We start from the raw sequence: 15,203 nt of genomic DNA on the forward strand, positions 1-15,203 counted from the left end.
AAATAGCCCGGCAGTGGTACACTCGCCGGGTTTTTTATTACCCTCTAAATACTTCTTCATTGTTTCGTATTGGGTTCAAAATACGGCACAGTTTGTTCTTAACGTCACCAGAAATAAGTACTACAGCCATGTTTTTTGTCCAATACTAGGCTAATGTTGTACAAAAGTATAAGACGGTATACAAAATAATACGTTACTGTCGTTGCGCCTTTCGTAGCGCCATGGTTTTATATAACTAGTTGTTTTTAGTACCTCGAAGCGTAAAGCTCAAGGAAAACATCATGAGCCAACACACATCACTGGCAACCATTCCCAATCGCTATGCGTTTATCGATAGCATTTCGAAGCAAGCATCTCGCAGTGCTTCTATTTCATTGATGCTGGTCGATGTAGTACGTTTTTCTGATGTGACAACCAGTCTGGGCATTCATGTAGGCGATCGCTTTTTACTTGAAATAGCCAACCGCATCCAACTCCTATTTGGAACTGCGGTATCGATTGGCCGTATCAGTGGTGATGTTTTTGGCATCGTTTTTCCTAATGAAAGTAATGAAACCGTAATGCGACAAATGTTCGAACGCTTAGTCGAGCATTTCAAAACGCCTATGCATTATGATGGTACGGCTTTTATTGCAGACTTTAACGTAGGTGTGGTGTGCAGTATTAAGAATGACTTTGATATCACTTCCTTTGTTTCCCGAGCGGAAACGGCTTTAAAACAAGCAAAAGAAAACAAATACGAAAATTACTTCGCGTTGACTAAGTCAGACAAAACCGACACGGGCAGAAGTTTGGCGCTAAAAGCAGATTTAAAACGTGCATTAGCACAAAATGAACTCGAGCTTTACTATCAACCAAAAGTCGATCTGACAACGCTAGAAGTAGTGGGGGCTGAGTGTTTACTTCGCTGGAATCACCCTCTTGATGGCGTCTTATTTCCAGGTCCGCTAATCGAAGCGGCCGAGTCGTATAATATGATGAGCGAACTGGGCTACTGGACGCTTGAGCAAGCCTTTAGGGCGCTCTCGGAATTGGACCTAATGAAGCGGTCTTTAATGCTGTCTGTGAATATTTCTCCTACACAGTTATACGACAACCAGTTAGTTCCAACCCTGACGATGCTGAGTCGTACGTATTCAATGCCGCTTTCGTTAATCGAGTTGGAGCTTACCGAGGACGTGGCACTGTCTAATTCATTAATGGTGAAAAAGCAGTTAGATGAGCTGCGAAGCTTAGGCGTATCTATTTCTGTAGATGATTTTGGTAAAGGGTATTCAAATCTTGCTTATATTCGAGATCTGGATTTGGATGCGCTGAAAATCGATAAGTCCTTTGTGATGGAACTTGAAGCTCACCCTGTTAATCGCGCCATTATCGAAGCGGCGAAAGTGATAGGGCATGCAAAAGAGTGCTGTGTAGTCGCCGAGGGCATAGAAACCGTAGAGCAGCTTCACATACTCAGAGAAATAGGGGTTACACAAGGGCAGGGATACCTATTCTCTCGCGCCATTCCATTCGTTGATTTCGTACAGCTTACCCAACAAGAGATAATTATCGGCAACTCGCCTAGACGCGCTCAAGCGTAGTATCTGAAAGTGCGGCAATCTGTAGTTCCGTTGTTCAATGCTTACAGCTACTGGGAATTAAACAGTGAGATAACGTGATTTTGAAGGCCTGTCTGGGTACACTGGAAGCATTCGAGATTAGACAACGTAGACAAAGCTCATACTTATGCAAGAACTTATCGAAAGCGGCCAATTTTTAACACTTTCTCGCCGTAATTCCGCATTATTTGAACGCTCTCATCAATTTACATTAGCTAATGGTACGCTCGTCGATATTACCGCACCTGGCATTATCAGTTTTTCAGTACAGCCAACCTCTAAGCCTAATAAACGCATTGTTTTATCGTGTGGTGTGCACGGAAATGAAACCGCACCTATCGAAATCTGTGATGATTTGGTTAAGGGGATCCTTACAGGGAACATAACGCTGGCACATGATGTTTTGTTCTTATTTGGCAACCTGCCAGCGATGGATATTGCAGAGCGTTTCGTTGAAGAGAACATGAACCGCTTGTTTAGCGGTGCACACTCGAAGGGCGAAGGTTTAGTGAACGCAGAGCGCGTTCGTGCTAAACAGCTCGAAGATGCTGTGGCGTCTTTCTTTGAAGCGGGTGAGGGCACCCGATATCACTACGACCTACACACAGCAATTCGCGCCTCAAAAAATGAAAAGTTTGCGGTATATCCTTATCTTCATGACAGAATACACAGCAAAGGGCAGTTGGCATTTCTCGCAGCGTGTGGCGTGAAAACCATATTGCTGTCGGAAAGTTCGACAACCACCTTTAGCTATTTCTCGTCATATCGATACAACGCGCACGCGTTTACGGTTGAACTTGGCAAAGTGCGTCCATTTGGGCAAAACGATATGCGTCGATTTGAAGATGCGAAACAAGCGATAACGCAGCTAATTACTCAAACCAAGTACGCGCCTACGGTTGAGATGGGTGACCTTGATATTTATCGCGTGAACCAAGTTATAAACCGAAACGAAGAACAGTTTACGCTTCATTTCGATGACGATACGCCAAACTTCACTGACTACCCTAAAGGCACGGTATTGGCTTCTGAACCGGGTAAAGAGTACATAGCAGAGCAGGACGGCGAAGCCATTGTTTTCCCGAATGCAAAAGTGGCCATTGGGCAACGCGCCTTGTTAACCGTAGTGCCTACTACGTTGGATAAGCTAGATGTTTAAACTTGATAGCCGTTTACACAATGATACATTTTTTGTCTGTGATCTTTCGCTGTGTCGTGTACTGTTGATGAATGATAGTCAGTTTCCGTGGCTCATTTTAGTGCCAATGAAAAATGATATTGCGGAAATTATCGATTTGTCTGAAGAAGAGCAGATTACTTTACTCAAAGAGTCTGCATTGGCATCAAAAGCCATGCAGGCCTTGTTTTCACCACTTAAACTTAATGTGGCAGCACTAGGCAATGTGGTAAGGCAGCTTCATGTTCATCACGTCGCACGTTTTGAAAATGATTGTGCGTGGCCAAAACCGGTGTGGGGCAACCAGCCAGCAGTGGCATATAACACTAACGATGCTCAGGCACTTGTTCAGTCCGTTAAGCAGTGGTTTGAAGACAACAGCTAGAGGGCGCACGCCCTTAATAGCGACAAATAAACAGTTCACATTAAAAGGAGTTACGCATGATTGTTTCAACTACCCCAACGCTTGAAGGGCATAAAATTGAAGCTTATTACGGTATTGTTGTGGGCGAGGCCGTGATGGGCGCAAACGTATTTAAAGATCTTTTCGCTTCTATTCGCGACATCGTGGGTGGTCGTTCTGGGTCGTATGAAGAAGAGTTAACCACCGCACGTAAGTTAGCGTTTACTGAGCTTGAGCACGAGGCCAGAAGCATGGGCGCAAATGCTGTGGTTGGCATCGACTTAGACTATCAAGTGATTGGCGATAAAGGCAGTATGCTTATGGTGAGCATTAGCGGTACCGCTGTGAAAACAACCCCCTTATAAAATCAAAAAGCTCGCACACCTCAAAGTATGCAATTACCTACTTGATCGAAGCGAGGTTTTCGCCAGTTGTTCATAACGACGGCAATACCTCGCTTTTTCGTTCCTATCTACCCTCAAAAGTTCAAACTAAGGAAATGTAATGCTAAGAAAATGGATGTTTGTCCTACTCGCCGCATGCTCCTGTCAGCTATTTGCGCAGGACGCACTGAAATATCAAAAGCCGTCTAAAGAAATTCTCGATTTGGTTGACGTTACGCTAGCTCCAGCGACACTGGTAGACGATGCACAACAGAATATGGTGCTGTTGTTTCGCGACAACTATAAGTCGATAGAAGACTTATCGAAAGAAGAGCTTCGTTTAGCAGGGCTAAGAATTGACCCTTCTACTAACATTGGAAGCCGCGTAACATATTACAACAATCTTCAGGTTCAGCGGGTAGGTAGTAACGATAGCCTTACTATTAAAGGTATGCCAGAAGCGCCTCGGTTAACCAATTTTACTTGGTCCCCTAACCAGCGCTACATGGCATTTACTCATACAGCAAAGAAAGGCGTTGAACTTTGGGTGCTTGATATTGAAGCAGCAACCGCCAGAAAGGTCTTTGACAAACCTATCAATGCAAATATGAGCGATACGTTGAACTGGAATGCGGATAGTCGTTCTCTTTTGGCTAAAGTCGTACCGAAAGACAGAAAAGCGTTAATCGATACCAGTGTTGCCGTGCCAAGCGGCCCAACGATTTCAGTAAGTGACGGCAAAAAAGCACAAAACCGCACCTACCAAGACTTACTCAAAAACAAAAACGACGAGTTTAATTTTGAGCAACTAGCGCGGTCTGAAATTTATAAGGTTCCACTAAAAGGCAAGGCTTCACCTTGGCTTGCATCAGGTATGTATGGCGATGTTAGCGTTTCTCCCGCCGGCGACTATGTGATGGTCGAGGAATATAAAGCGCCATTTTCTTATTTAGTGACCTATCAGCGCTTTGGGCACAGCATTAACTTATACGATAAAAAAGGCAAGCTAGTAAAAACGCTCGTAGACGTTCCGCTTATTGAAGACCTACCACAAGGTTTTATGGCTGTTCGAACGGGGCCTCGCGATGTTCAATGGCGCAACGACAAACCCAACACGATTGTGTATGCCGAAGCGCTTGATGGGGGCGACCCAGAAGTCGAGGTGACGCACCGCGATAAACTTATGCAGCTGGAAGCACCGTTTAACGGTGAAGCAGAGCAAATTCTTAAAACAGAAGACAGGTTCTACCGCTTCATTTGGAATAATGATAGCGTTGCCATCGCCATGGATTATTGGTGGAATACGCGCAATATTAAAACGTACTTGTTTAGCCCAGACCAAAGTCAGTCTGCGCAAATTATTTCAAACAGAAGCTATCAAGATAAATACAGCGACCCTGGCAACTTTGTTACCCGTAAAAATGGCTATTTTAAAGATGTGCTAGCAGTAGAAGGAAATAATGCGTTTTTGTTAGGGGATGGGTTTACACCTGAAGGACAGTTCCCATTCTTGGATAAGTTAGATTTAGAAACCTTGGAAACAAAGCGCGTATATAAAAGCGCGTACACAGACAAATTTGAGGACTTGCGTGATTTCAATATTAAAAACGATCGCTTGTTGGTAAGAATTGAGTCTACGCGTGACTACCCTAATTACTATTTCCGCAATTTAAAAAACAATACGTTGACGCAATTAACACACTTTGAAAACCCGTTTGAAAGCATTCAAAACGTAAAAAAAGAAGTGATTACGTACAAGCGTAATGATGGATTGGACTTAACGGGCACTTTGTATTTGCCAACAGACTATGAGCAAGGCAAGCGCTACCCTATGATCTTATGGGCTTATCCAGAAGAATTTAAGGACAAGTCAAGCGCAGGTCAAAACACGCAAAACCCCAATCGATTCATTTACCCGTGGTACGGTTCACCTATTTATTGGGTTACCAAGGGCTACGTTGTATTGGACGATGCTTCATTTCCTATCGTAGGAGAGGGTGATGAAGAGCCAAATGATACCTTTAGGCCTCAGCTCGTTGCTAATGCAAAAGCGGCGATAGATGCACTTAACCAAAAAGGAATTATTGACCCAGCGCGTGTTGCAGTGGGCGGGCATAGTTATGGTGCGTTTATGGTGGCAAACCTGTTGTCGCACTCTGACTTATTTGCCGCAGGAATTGCACGTTCTGGTGCTTACAACCGCACACTCACACCATTTGGTTTTCAGTCGGAGGAGCGCCATTACTGGGATGCACCAGAGGTGTATTACACCATGTCGCCATTTATGCATGCTGAAAAAATGAAGACCCCGCTTTTACTTATTCATGGTGAGGCTGATAATAATTCCGGTACATACCCAATGCAAAGTGAGCGTTATTTTAACGCGCTTAAAGGCTTAGGTGCGGTGACACGTTTAGTTATGTTGCCTAAGGAGAGTCATGGATATCGTGCCAAGGAAAGTGTTTTGCACACGCTTTGGGAACAAGATCAGTGGCTTGAAAAGTATGTGAAAAACAAGGGTGCTACACAATCAAAGTAGCGTATTGTTCGCGTTGCTAACAAGACTAAAAAGGTGGCAAAGGCCACCTTTTTCTTTTGCTGTAAAACGCAGCTTTACTTGGCCGTATTTTCTATTGGCTGTTCAATAGCATCAGCATCAATGGCAATCGTATCTACGATAACTGCGCATGCTGCATCACCCGTAATATTTAGCGCAGTGCGGATCATGTCGAAAATTCTGTCCAAGGCAAATAGCAGGGGTAAACCTTCAATGGGAATGCCGGCAGCAAGCAACACCGCAACGACCAAGAATGATGGCCCAGGAACGCCCGCTTGACCAACCGCGCCAAGGGTAGAGGTTAGGATGATGGCAACATATGCACCTATTGATAAATCTATATTGAAAAGCTGCGCAAAAAACACCGCTACCAAGCCATAATAAATGGCATTTCCGCTCATGTTGATGGTGGCGCCTAACGGCAGTACAAAAGATGCCGTTGCGTTTCTTACACCTAGCTCATTCTCTACTGTATTCATAGTAACCGGCAGTGTCGCCATGGATGACGCGGTCGAAAGAGCTACCGCCTGAGGCTTTTTCATAGCCACGAGAAATGATTTAGCCGACGTTTTTGTAAATAGCTGTACCAAAAGGGGGTAAACCACAAAACCAAATACTAAAATTGCCGCAGTAAATACCAAGAAGAGTTTGAATACCACCATGAGCGCGGCAAAACCAAATGTTCCTACGGCCTCTGCCATTAAACCAAATACGCCGATAGGCGCGATTTTCATCACACAGTTGATCATCCACACCATGGCATCAACGATAGTGTTCACGCCATTTAAAATAGGCTCGCGGCTCTTTTTAGGCTGTTTAGAAAGGGCGAGGCCAAAGAACAAGCAAAACACCAGAATTTGAAGAATGTTCGCGTTGGTTAACGAGGCAAATACGTTAGTGGGGATCATACCCGTAACGGTAGCCCAAAATGAAGGTAGCTCACCTTTAGAGGCGTATTCACCAGAGAACATACCTTCTACCGCAGAAACGTCGATACCTATTCCTGGCTTAAACACTTCACCCATAATGAGGGCCAGTGTTACGGCAAGTGCTGACGTTAACCCAAAATAAGCAAGGGTAGATAGCCCCACTTTTCCTGCATTAGTGCTGTTGCCAAGCCCCGCAGCGCCAGAGATAAGCGCTACTGCCACCAGTGGAATGACCAGCATTTTTATTAGGTTGATAAAAATGGCACCTAGTGGTGCGAACATTTCAGCGCTTTCACCCATAAAGGCGCCAACAGCGGTGCCAATAATCATAGCAATGACAACTTGTACGCCGATATTGCCCAGTAAGGATTGTTTTTTAGACACGTCTAGAACCTCTTAGAGTGTGTTTAAATGTGAAAAGTGATTTGTGAATGAATAATTAAGAGCCCTAATACTCAATTGCCCGCGTCGGCATAAACAATGGGTAAAAGCTTCTAATTATAAAAGCCTCTAATTATAAAAGCTTTACTTAGGCTTCGATTAAAATGCCGCGATTGACGCTATCAGAATAGGGTTATTTCATTGGGGTGTTGCTGTCTTTATCTTGGTCTTTAACGGATGTATTCGCGCTTTCACTGTCTTTGTTCGAATCGTCGCCACTATCATCATAAGGTTTAGAAGGTGTCGGAAATTTAAATCTAGCACTGTATTTAAGCAGCGTGATATTCCCAATCACAACGCCCAATACTAAAACAATAATGATGATGACCCAGGTAATACTCATAAAAATTCCGTAGGCTACAGCCCTTTGTTCAATACATAGCGATTATACAAGCTAGGTAGCTGTGGCAAAATACATGTTTTGCCTTCTATATCGCTTTGTTCGATGGCTTTCGTAAAGCCATCTAAGTGCCTGGCATTTTCGAAAGCACACGCTGTGTTTCGAAAGCTTAAATGCCATGGCTCTACTGCGACGCCACCCGTATTAACCGAAAAAGGACGATAAAAGCCAAACTGTTCCATATTGTCAGCTAGCCAACATGAAAGGGCATGGCACGGTCCGCCAGAAAGGTATTCGCTTTCGACAAGATTAAACTTGCCCCCCCAGTTATGCACGGCAGCTCTGTCGTACACATCGATGTCAGTGCCCCAATGGTGGCGACTGCCGCCGGGAAGTGCTGACCATGTCAAAATAGCATGTAGCTTTTCATTATCGCTTAGTGCCTCGAATGGCAGTTCATCACCGTTGGTATCAAGAAGCTGTGCTTGACCTGCCCATTTGCGGTTAAAAATGGCAGTTTGCCTGTCGAAATCTCGAAAGCTACTGACCAACTGTAAGTCTATACCGTCTTTTTGCGCAGCATCTTGCATGGCAAGAAACGGCGATATCACGTCGCGATGCAGTCTATGGCCGTTGCCAGCATCAACGAGATAGTCGTTGTGCTGGCCTAACCACGCTTTTTCTGGCACTTGATTCATAACCATCAATAGCGGCTATTGAGCCAGCAAGCGTTCTAAGATACCGAAGTACATATCAGCAAGCTGTTCAAGATCAGACATTTTCACGCACTCGTCAATTTTGTGAATAGTGGCATTCACCGGGCCTAGCTCTATCACTTGTGCACCTGTTGGCGCGATAAAGCGACCATCTGATGTACCGCCAGCAGTAGACAGCACGGTAGGTGTTCCTTTAACCGCCGCTATTGCACCTTGAGTGGCTTCTAACAGGGCACCCGTATCGGTCAAAAAGGGTTGACCGTTAAACGTCCATTTAATCTCGTACTCCAGTTCGTGGGCTTCCAAAATTGCCGTGACTCTCTCAATGAGAATTTGGTCGGTTACTTCCGTTGAAAAACGGAAGTTGAAGCAAACGTGCATCTCGCCCGGGATCACATTGCCCGCACCTGTACCCGCGTGAATGTTTGATATCTGGAAGCTGGTGGGAGGGAAAAAGTCGTTACCGTTATCCCAATGAGATTTAGCTAGCTCGTCAAGGGCCGCCATTGCACTGTGAACAGGGTTTTTAGCTAAATGAGGGTAGGCGACATGGCCTTGGACACCTTTTACTACTAAATCACCCGTTAATGAACCTCTACGGCCATTCTTAACAATATCGCCTACTTCGTCGGTTGAAGAGGGTTCGCCAACAATACACCAATCAATTTTTTCATTGCGGGCTTCAAGGGTATCAATAACGCGGGTGGTACCGTTTATAAAAGGGCCTTCTTCGTCGCTAGTAATAAGGTACGCAATACTTCCCTTGTGATCAGGGTATTTGTTCACAAACTCGCGGGTGGCTACTAGCATAGCGGCAAGACTGCCTTTCATGTCAGCTGCGCCGCGCCCATGTAGATAGCCGTCAACTTCTGTCGCGGTAAATGGCGGTGTTTTCCATGCTGACTCAGGGCCACTAGGCACTACATCAGTGTGGCCTGCGAAACAAAATACCGGGCCTTCTTTACCTCTGCGAGACCAAAGGTTCGTCGTGTCTTCAAATACCATGGTTTCATTATTAAACCCTAAAGCACCTAAAAACTCGCCCATGGCTTCTTGGCAACCTGCGTCTTCTGGCGTTACAGAACGGCGGTTTATTAATTGTTTAGCAATTTCAATAACAGAGTCGTTTAACAAAATATTTCCTCATACTGCGCGGGTTTGAAGCCAATATAAAACGCGTTGTCATGAACAAGGATAGGGCGTTTAACCATGGCAGGATGAAGCTCTAGCAGGGCCAGTGCTTTATCTTTATCTAGATTCGCTTTCTCTTGCTCTTCTAGCTGGCGAAAAGTCGTGCCGCGTTTGTTGAGCATTGCTTCCCAGCCAAGCTCAGACTCGGCGCGTACAAGAAAGTCGTTATCTATCCCGTCCTTGCGGTAATCGTGAAATGTGAAAGCGATATCGTTGTCTGCTAACCATTTTTTTGCTTTTTTAATGGTGTCACAGTTTGGGATCCCATAAAGGATTGTGCTCATGGTGATTTATTCCGTACTACTTTGTTGTTTGTAAATGAAAGACGCTGGTTAGAACAGTGCCATTATGTGGCGTTGTTTCGAAGAGCTAGAGAAAATAGAAAACCGTAATAGCCCGAAAACAGTGCGCCTGTACATTTTTGTTTTTCAATGTGCTACATCATACAAGCTGTTGATACGTTGATAAACTCACTTGCGATGATTTTTAATAGCACATCATTCAGGGCTGAAAGCCTGTTTTACATTTAGGTCAACAGGCCTTAGAGGTAAAGTGTCAACAACGTATCTTCGCCCGCTTCGACAAACTTTTGATGCGTAGGCACTACGCCTATAAGCGCATTTGCATTAAGCAACGTCATTGAACAGGTATTGCTAACACCGCGCTGCTTCAGCCATGCAGCATTCACGGTAAAAAGTACTTGTTTAAGTCTTATTTCATCGCCCCGCTTCAAAGAACAGGCGAATTGTGCGCCATGCAAATGACTAGTATCGCCACCATATTTAATCTTGCATTTAAGGCCCGCGCTAGACTGTATGTCAATTGCATAATCTAGCGGGGAAACAGTTAATACTTTACCAGCGAAAGGCGATACGACAGTATTTGACGTTGAGCTTATTGCTGCACCAGGCCCCATAAGGCCACTTTTATAGTAGGGATCGTCAACGTGTGAGAGTGAAACCACTTGTCCTGAAAACGGGCTTAAAGTTACAAACTGCTTGGTAAAACTGTCTGGTGCGTATTGTAGTTGCTTAGCATTCACAGTATTAAACGTCCTCACTTACCGAATAGCCAGCTTTCTTAAGCGCACTAATGGCATCTTTTAGTTTATTGTCTTTTACTAAAAAGAAGTCAGTGTCGAAGGTTGATACCACAAATATAGCCACTTTTGCAGATGCTAACACTTGGCCGATTTGGGCCATGATCCCTACCATGGACAAGTGCAAAGGCCCTAACAGTTCAAGTGCACGCCAGCCTTCATCACTATCTAGTGACGGTACGTCTACCGAGTCAGGCACAACAATAGATAGTTCATCTTCTGTTTTACCTAAGAAAAAAAGAGGGCTATTAAGTACAGATGCGGGGATATTGGTTTCAGGATCCAAGCTGTGAATGGTAAACAAAGATTCTCTGACTAAAAGTGTTTGTTTGGGCATGAGAAACCGAAAAAAAGATAACTTCGAAGATATTCACATTAAACCACTAACTGTGATTAAGTGCTACGTGTTATCCACTTAATCTGTGGATAAGTTTGTTGAGTAGTTTGGGGCTTTGTTGTAAGTGCATGTATTTAAAAGGATAAATAAACTGTACAAACAATGTTCAGTGGATAACATTCTCAATTTTACAAGCATTTTCCACAGGCCATGTCTACAACTAAAATAAAAAATGTTTTGTAATTTTGCAATTTCTTAGCTTGACAACCATGGCTTTTTTCAGAAATTTGCGTATTACTAAAACGCGAGATTCAAATGATCGAACTCTTTTGGCCATGTTGATCTTTGATGTACAGCAAAGGTCAATAGACTCTAGCCTTTTTACCTTTAAAACATCAGTACATTAAAATGATCTATTAGTTAACAAATATTCGGTAAAGTATTACTGTTAGTAGTTAATTTAGTCCTGGGTTTTGCTTATTGAAGCAATGGGGCATTGCGCTTATCAGTTATGTAGCTTACTAGGTATTTGATCTCTAACCAGAACAAGAGCGCTGACTAGAAAAAATGCCTCAACTATAAAGAGAGCCCTAACAAAACAACCGCCCTAAACAAAAAACAGAGGGAGAGACAATGTCAGATTCTTCATGGTGCGATATTACGGTAGAAAACGCAGACGAACTTGTCAGCTTTTATGAAGCGGTGATGGGATGGAAGAAAGAACCCATAGATATGGGTGGCTACAATGATTATGTCATGATGAAGGCCGACGGCACACCTGTGGGCGGCATTTGTCATAAGCGGGGTGAAAACGCGCAGTACCCAAGCGGATGGATTAATTACTTTACCGTAGAAAATCTAGATGCAGCGTTGAAAGAAGTTACTTCCAAAGGTGGAAAACAGGCGGGTGATATACGTCATCACGGCAAAGACAGCTTTTGTGTCATTATTGACCCAAGCGGCGCTGCGTGCGCGCTATATGAAAAAGGCAGCAAGTGATGAGACTTGCTGCCCTAGTATTGTCTTAGCTATCTACTTACTTGTTTAGTACGCCGCGATTTACCTGATCGCGTTCAATCGACTCAAATAGTGCCTTGAAGTTACCCTCGCCGAAACCTTCATCTTGTTTGCGTTGGATAAATTCAAAGAATACTGGGCCGAAAACGGTTTCAGAAAATATCTGAAGCAGTAGGCGAGGCTCACCATTTTCCGTTGTGCCGTCCAATAGAATACCGCGCTTTTGTAGCTCATCTACGTTTTCGCCGTGCCCAGGAAGACGTTCTTCAAGCATATCGTAATAAGTGTTTGGTGGAGGCGTCATAAACTTCATGCCTTTCGCTTTAAGCTTGTCTAAACACGCCACTAGGTCGTCACAAGCGAAAGCGATATGCTGAATACCTTCACCATTGTACTTCATTAAAAACTCTTCAATCTGGCCACCACCGCCAACCGCCTCTTCATTTAGCGGTATGCGAATTTTACCGTCTGGCGCCGTCATTGCTTTCGATAATAGACCTGTGTATTCACCTTTAATATCGAAATAGCGAATTTCTTTAAAGTTGAATAGCTTTTCGTAGAACCCTGCCCAGAAATTCATGCGGCCGCGGTACACATTATGGGTGAGGTGATCGAGCGTATGGAAGCCACATCCTTCAGGATGGCGATCAACGCCTTCAATCCAATTGAAGTCGATGTCGTAAATGGTATTTTCACCTTCATAACGGTCGATAAGGTAAAGCATCGCACCGCCAATACCTTTAATAGCAGGAAGTTTCAGTTCCATTGGACCGGTATGGGTATCCATAGGCTGAGCACCGCGGGCAAGCACTTCTTTATATGCGTGCTGTGAATCTTTAACGCGGAATGCCATACCGCACGCTGATGGACCGTGTTCTTCGGCATAATAGGCTGCATGACATTTCTTTTCGTAGTTACTTAATAAATTGATGTCGCCTTGACGCCATAATTCCACGTCTTTTGATTTGTGGCGAGCAACAAGGGTAAAGCCCATAGCTTCAAAAATGGGTTCCAACATGCCCTTTTTAGGCGCAGTGAACTCTAAAAATTCAAACCCGTCTAAACCAATAGGGTTTTCAAACAAATCAGCCATAGCGATACATCCTCAACGTAAATCACATTTTATAATTGTTACCTGATTGTAAGGTCGCAGTGAAAAAGCAAGCAATAGGTGTCGAGTTCAGGGATTTTGGGCATGGAAAGCAAAGCTGTAACGTTTTGTTTTCACCCGTGAATGAGATGCTGTGTTAGGGAAAGCTAACTTCCCCTAACTGTTTGAAAATAAATGCTATTAAGCAAAGGTGATGCTTGTCGGTAGTGTTCAAAAATCAGTACAATTGCTCGTTTAGGTATCAGTACGCGTAACGTTACTAATCCCAGGGCGCTTATTTTTCACCATCGTAGTACTTTTTAAGGCCTTTCCAGCACGCCAAATAATCTCGTTGTCGAATATCACTGTTTAAAGCGAACTCCGTTGGCGCAATGGCATAGCGAGATTCAAACATAAACGCCAGCGTGTTTTCATAACGCTGCGGTGAAAGCTCGGCGTTCGAGGCTTTTTCAAATACTTCAGCTTCTGGGCCATGGGGAGTCATACAGTTGTGAAGGCTCATGCCGCCGGGCACAAAGCCGTGTTCTTTGGCGTCGTACATCCCCTCAATTAGCCCCATAAACTCGCTCATAATATTTCTGTGGTAATATGGCGGGCGAAAAGTATTTTCAGCAACCATCCACCTTGGAGGGAAAATAACGAAGTCAACGTTCGCCGTACCTTCCAGCTCAGATGGTGAGGTAAGCACGGTAAATATCGACGGATCCGGGTGGTCAAAACTTACGGTGTTCATAACGTTGAAACGGGACAAATCATATTTATAAGGGGCAGAGTTACCTACCCAAGCCACCACATCAAAGGGAGAGTGATCGAGTTTTGCTTCGAACAAATTTCCACAGAACTTGTTTACCAAAGTGTGAGGCGTCTCATTATCTTCAAACCAGGCCGTGGGATAGCAAAAATCACGCTGGTTCGCATAGCCATTCGCGCCTACCGGGCCGCGCTCTGGCAGCACAAAAGGATGACCGTAGTTTTCGCATATATATCCGCGAATTGGCCCATTTATAGGGTTAACCGAAAATCGAACGCCACGAGGAATAACGGCAATTTCACCTACAGACAGGTTGAGCCTACCAAACTCGGTGGTGATCAGCATGTCACCTAGCTGAGGGACAATAAGCATTTCTCCGTCTGATGAGTAGAAAACACGATTTTGCATATTAGCACTGGCACTGTAGCAGTGAATGCCCATACCTACTTGGGCTTTAGCGTCACCGTTAGTGGCGATGGTTACAAGCGAGTCTACAAAATCAACGTCTTTGTCTGGTAAGGGAACAGGATCCCACCTAAGTACATTCGGAGGGCAATGGACATCAGACTCAGGTGCTGTTTTCACCAGGCCGTTATCAATTTTTTCAAAGTCGCCCATAGCAATAGAGGGGCGTAAACGATATGTCCAGCTGCGGCGGTTTTCTGCTCGTGGGGCAGTAAATGCTGTACTGCTAAACTGTTCAGCGTAAAGCTTATAATTCACTTTTTGTGGGCTGAACTGGCCTTTAGGAAGGGCACCCGGCAGCGCCTCTGTCTCGTGCTCGTTATTAAAACCCGTTAAATACGACAAATTATCCATAAACCCTCCCACAGGCGGCCATCGATGTGGCTGTACAGATGAATGCAAAATAAAGTAGTTACAAATGAAACTATGTGATTTAGGCTAGAGGTAAATGAAATGTAAATCAATGGCGATGGGCGAGTAGAGGGAATAGAACCAACGTCATTTGGTACGCTAGCTTTACACCTTTTATGTGATGCCCATTACAAGGTTACACGTATTGTGTGTTTTTTAATGCACGATATTAGCTGTGAAAGTTACCTGGGTTAATGTTGAACGCGCCTGAACGCTCGACCGATGGTAGCGACACTGTGGGTATAAGTAACGCCTAAGGTAAATGAAAAAC

At 44.3% G+C, this 15,203-nt stretch carries 15 protein-coding genes; 6 read left to right on the forward strand and 9 right to left on the reverse strand.

From position 1 onward, the window contains the following. The first annotated feature begins 281 nt into the window (after window positions 1-281). The 5 genes from AWH61_RS04680 to AWH61_RS04700 all read left to right on the forward strand — a co-directional run bounded on the left by AWH61_RS04680 (window position 282) and on the right by AWH61_RS04700 (window position 6,106). Window positions 282-1,586, forward strand: coding sequence for a putative bifunctional diguanylate cyclase/phosphodiesterase (locus tag AWH61_RS04680; protein WP_014949037.1), 1,305 nt, complete (start codon window positions 282-284; stop codon window positions 1,584-1,586). Window positions 1,587-1,731: 145 nt separating this feature from the next. Continuing rightward, a complete protein-coding gene (gene astE / locus AWH61_RS04685) occupies window positions 1,732-2,763 on the forward strand; it encodes a succinylglutamate desuccinylase (RefSeq protein ID WP_075176312.1) in 1,032 nt (343 codons plus the stop codon). Then, window positions 2,756-3,166, forward strand: a complete 411-nt coding sequence (locus tag AWH61_RS04690; protein WP_075176313.1) for an HIT domain-containing protein — start codon at window positions 2,756-2,758, stop codon at window positions 3,164-3,166. The genes astE and AWH61_RS04690 overlap by 8 nt, the downstream gene beginning before the upstream one ends. A gap of 56 nt (window positions 3,167-3,222) precedes the next feature. Beyond that, window positions 3,223-3,549 (forward strand): heavy metal-binding domain-containing protein, encoded by a 327-nt coding sequence (locus AWH61_RS04695; protein ID WP_014949040.1) that lies wholly within the window; start codon window positions 3,223-3,225, stop codon window positions 3,547-3,549. Between the two features lie 139 nt (window positions 3,550-3,688). Continuing rightward, window positions 3,689-6,106 carry an alpha/beta hydrolase family protein gene (locus tag AWH61_RS04700; protein ID WP_075176314.1) on the forward strand — a complete coding sequence of 806 codons (2,418 nt, stop codon included), beginning with the start codon at window positions 3,689-3,691 and terminating at the stop codon, window positions 6,104-6,106. A gap of 74 nt (window positions 6,107-6,180) precedes the next feature. Here AWH61_RS04700 and AWH61_RS04705 read toward each other — a convergent pair whose 3' ends face one another. From AWH61_RS04705 to AWH61_RS04735, 7 genes are all read right to left on the reverse strand, one after another. After that, window positions 6,181-7,437, reverse strand: a complete 1,257-nt coding sequence (locus AWH61_RS04705; RefSeq protein WP_075176315.1) for a dicarboxylate/amino acid:cation symporter — start codon at window positions 7,435-7,437, stop codon at window positions 6,181-6,183. Between the two features lie 190 nt (window positions 7,438-7,627). Beyond that, window positions 7,628-7,837 (reverse strand): DUF2897 family protein, encoded by a 210-nt coding sequence (locus AWH61_RS04710; protein ID WP_075176316.1) that lies wholly within the window; start codon window positions 7,835-7,837, stop codon window positions 7,628-7,630. A gap of 14 nt (window positions 7,838-7,851) precedes the next feature. Beyond that, window positions 7,852-8,538: a M15 family metallopeptidase gene (locus tag AWH61_RS04715; RefSeq protein ID WP_075176317.1), complete on the reverse strand. Its 687-nt coding sequence runs from the start codon at window positions 8,536-8,538 to the stop codon at window positions 7,852-7,854. Between the two features lie 9 nt (window positions 8,539-8,547). Beyond that, on the reverse strand, window positions 8,548-9,684 hold the full coding sequence (dapE, locus tag AWH61_RS04720) for a succinyl-diaminopimelate desuccinylase (protein ID WP_075176318.1): 1,137 nt from the start codon (window positions 9,682-9,684) through the stop codon (window positions 8,548-8,550). Next, complete coding sequence (locus tag AWH61_RS04725) at window positions 9,678-10,025, reverse strand: ArsC family reductase (protein WP_014949045.1); 348 nt, start codon at window positions 10,023-10,025, stop codon at window positions 9,678-9,680. The genes dapE and AWH61_RS04725 overlap by 7 nt, the downstream gene beginning before the upstream one ends. A 257-nt stretch (window positions 10,026-10,282) precedes the next feature. Further along, a complete protein-coding gene (locus tag AWH61_RS04730) occupies window positions 10,283-10,783 on the reverse strand; it encodes a PTS sugar transporter subunit IIA (protein ID WP_075176319.1) in 501 nt (166 codons plus the stop codon). A gap of 4 nt (window positions 10,784-10,787) precedes the next feature. Beyond that, the gene (locus AWH61_RS04735; RefSeq protein ID WP_014949047.1) at window positions 10,788-11,177 is read right to left on the reverse strand and encodes an ACT domain-containing protein; all 390 of its coding nucleotides are present in this window, start codon (window positions 11,175-11,177) and stop codon (window positions 10,788-10,790) included. Between the two features lie 633 nt (window positions 11,178-11,810). On the opposite strand from AWH61_RS04735, the gene AWH61_RS04740 reads away from it, so the two are divergent. Next, a complete protein-coding gene (locus AWH61_RS04740) occupies window positions 11,811-12,176 on the forward strand; it encodes a VOC family protein (protein ID WP_075176320.1) in 366 nt (121 codons plus the stop codon). A gap of 37 nt (window positions 12,177-12,213) precedes the next feature. Here AWH61_RS04740 and hppD read toward each other — a convergent pair whose 3' ends face one another. Next, the gene (gene hppD, locus AWH61_RS04745) at window positions 12,214-13,287 is read right to left on the reverse strand and encodes a 4-hydroxyphenylpyruvate dioxygenase (protein WP_014949049.1); all 1,074 of its coding nucleotides are present in this window, start codon (window positions 13,285-13,287) and stop codon (window positions 12,214-12,216) included. A gap of 292 nt (window positions 13,288-13,579) precedes the next feature. Next, the gene (gene hmgA, locus AWH61_RS04750) at window positions 13,580-14,875 is read right to left on the reverse strand and encodes a homogentisate 1,2-dioxygenase (RefSeq protein ID WP_075176321.1); all 1,296 of its coding nucleotides are present in this window, start codon (window positions 14,873-14,875) and stop codon (window positions 13,580-13,582) included. Window positions 14,876-15,203: the final 328 nt, after the last annotated feature.

The sequence above is a fragment of the Alteromonas sp. W12 genome, assembly GCF_001924945.1.
GTDB lineage: Bacteria > Pseudomonadota > Gammaproteobacteria > Enterobacterales > Alteromonadaceae > Alteromonas > Alteromonas macleodii.

Coding starts and splice junctions, on each gene's coding strand:
- AWH61_RS04680 (WP_014949037.1), top strand. CDS start 282: ATGAGCCAACACACATCACTGGCAACCATTCCCAATCGCTATGCGTTT.
- astE (WP_075176312.1), top strand. CDS start 1,732: ATGCAAGAACTTATCGAAAGCGGCCAATTTTTAACACTTTCTCGCCGT.
- AWH61_RS04690 (WP_075176313.1), top strand. CDS start 2,756: ATGTTTAAACTTGATAGCCGTTTACACAATGATACATTTTTTGTCTGT.
- AWH61_RS04695 (WP_014949040.1), top strand. CDS start 3,223: ATGATTGTTTCAACTACCCCAACGCTTGAAGGGCATAAAATTGAAGCT.
- AWH61_RS04700 (WP_075176314.1), top strand. CDS start 3,689: ATGCTAAGAAAATGGATGTTTGTCCTACTCGCCGCATGCTCCTGTCAG.
- AWH61_RS04710 (WP_075176316.1), bottom strand. CDS start 7,837: ATGAGTATTACCTGGGTCATCATCATTATTGTTTTAGTATTGGGCGTT.
- AWH61_RS04715 (WP_075176317.1), bottom strand. CDS start 8,538: ATGGTTATGAATCAAGTGCCAGAAAAAGCGTGGTTAGGCCAGCACAAC.
- AWH61_RS04725 (WP_014949045.1), bottom strand. CDS start 10,025: ATGAGCACAATCCTTTATGGGATCCCAAACTGTGACACCATTAAAAAA.
- AWH61_RS04735 (WP_014949047.1), bottom strand. CDS start 11,177: ATGCCCAAACAAACACTTTTAGTCAGAGAATCTTTGTTTACCATTCAC.
- AWH61_RS04740 (WP_075176320.1), top strand. CDS start 11,811: ATGTCAGATTCTTCATGGTGCGATATTACGGTAGAAAACGCAGACGAA.
- hppD (WP_014949049.1), bottom strand. CDS start 13,287: ATGGCTGATTTGTTTGAAAACCCTATTGGTTTAGACGGGTTTGAATTT.
- hmgA (WP_075176321.1), bottom strand. CDS start 14,875: ATGGATAATTTGTCGTATTTAACGGGTTTTAATAACGAGCACGAGACA.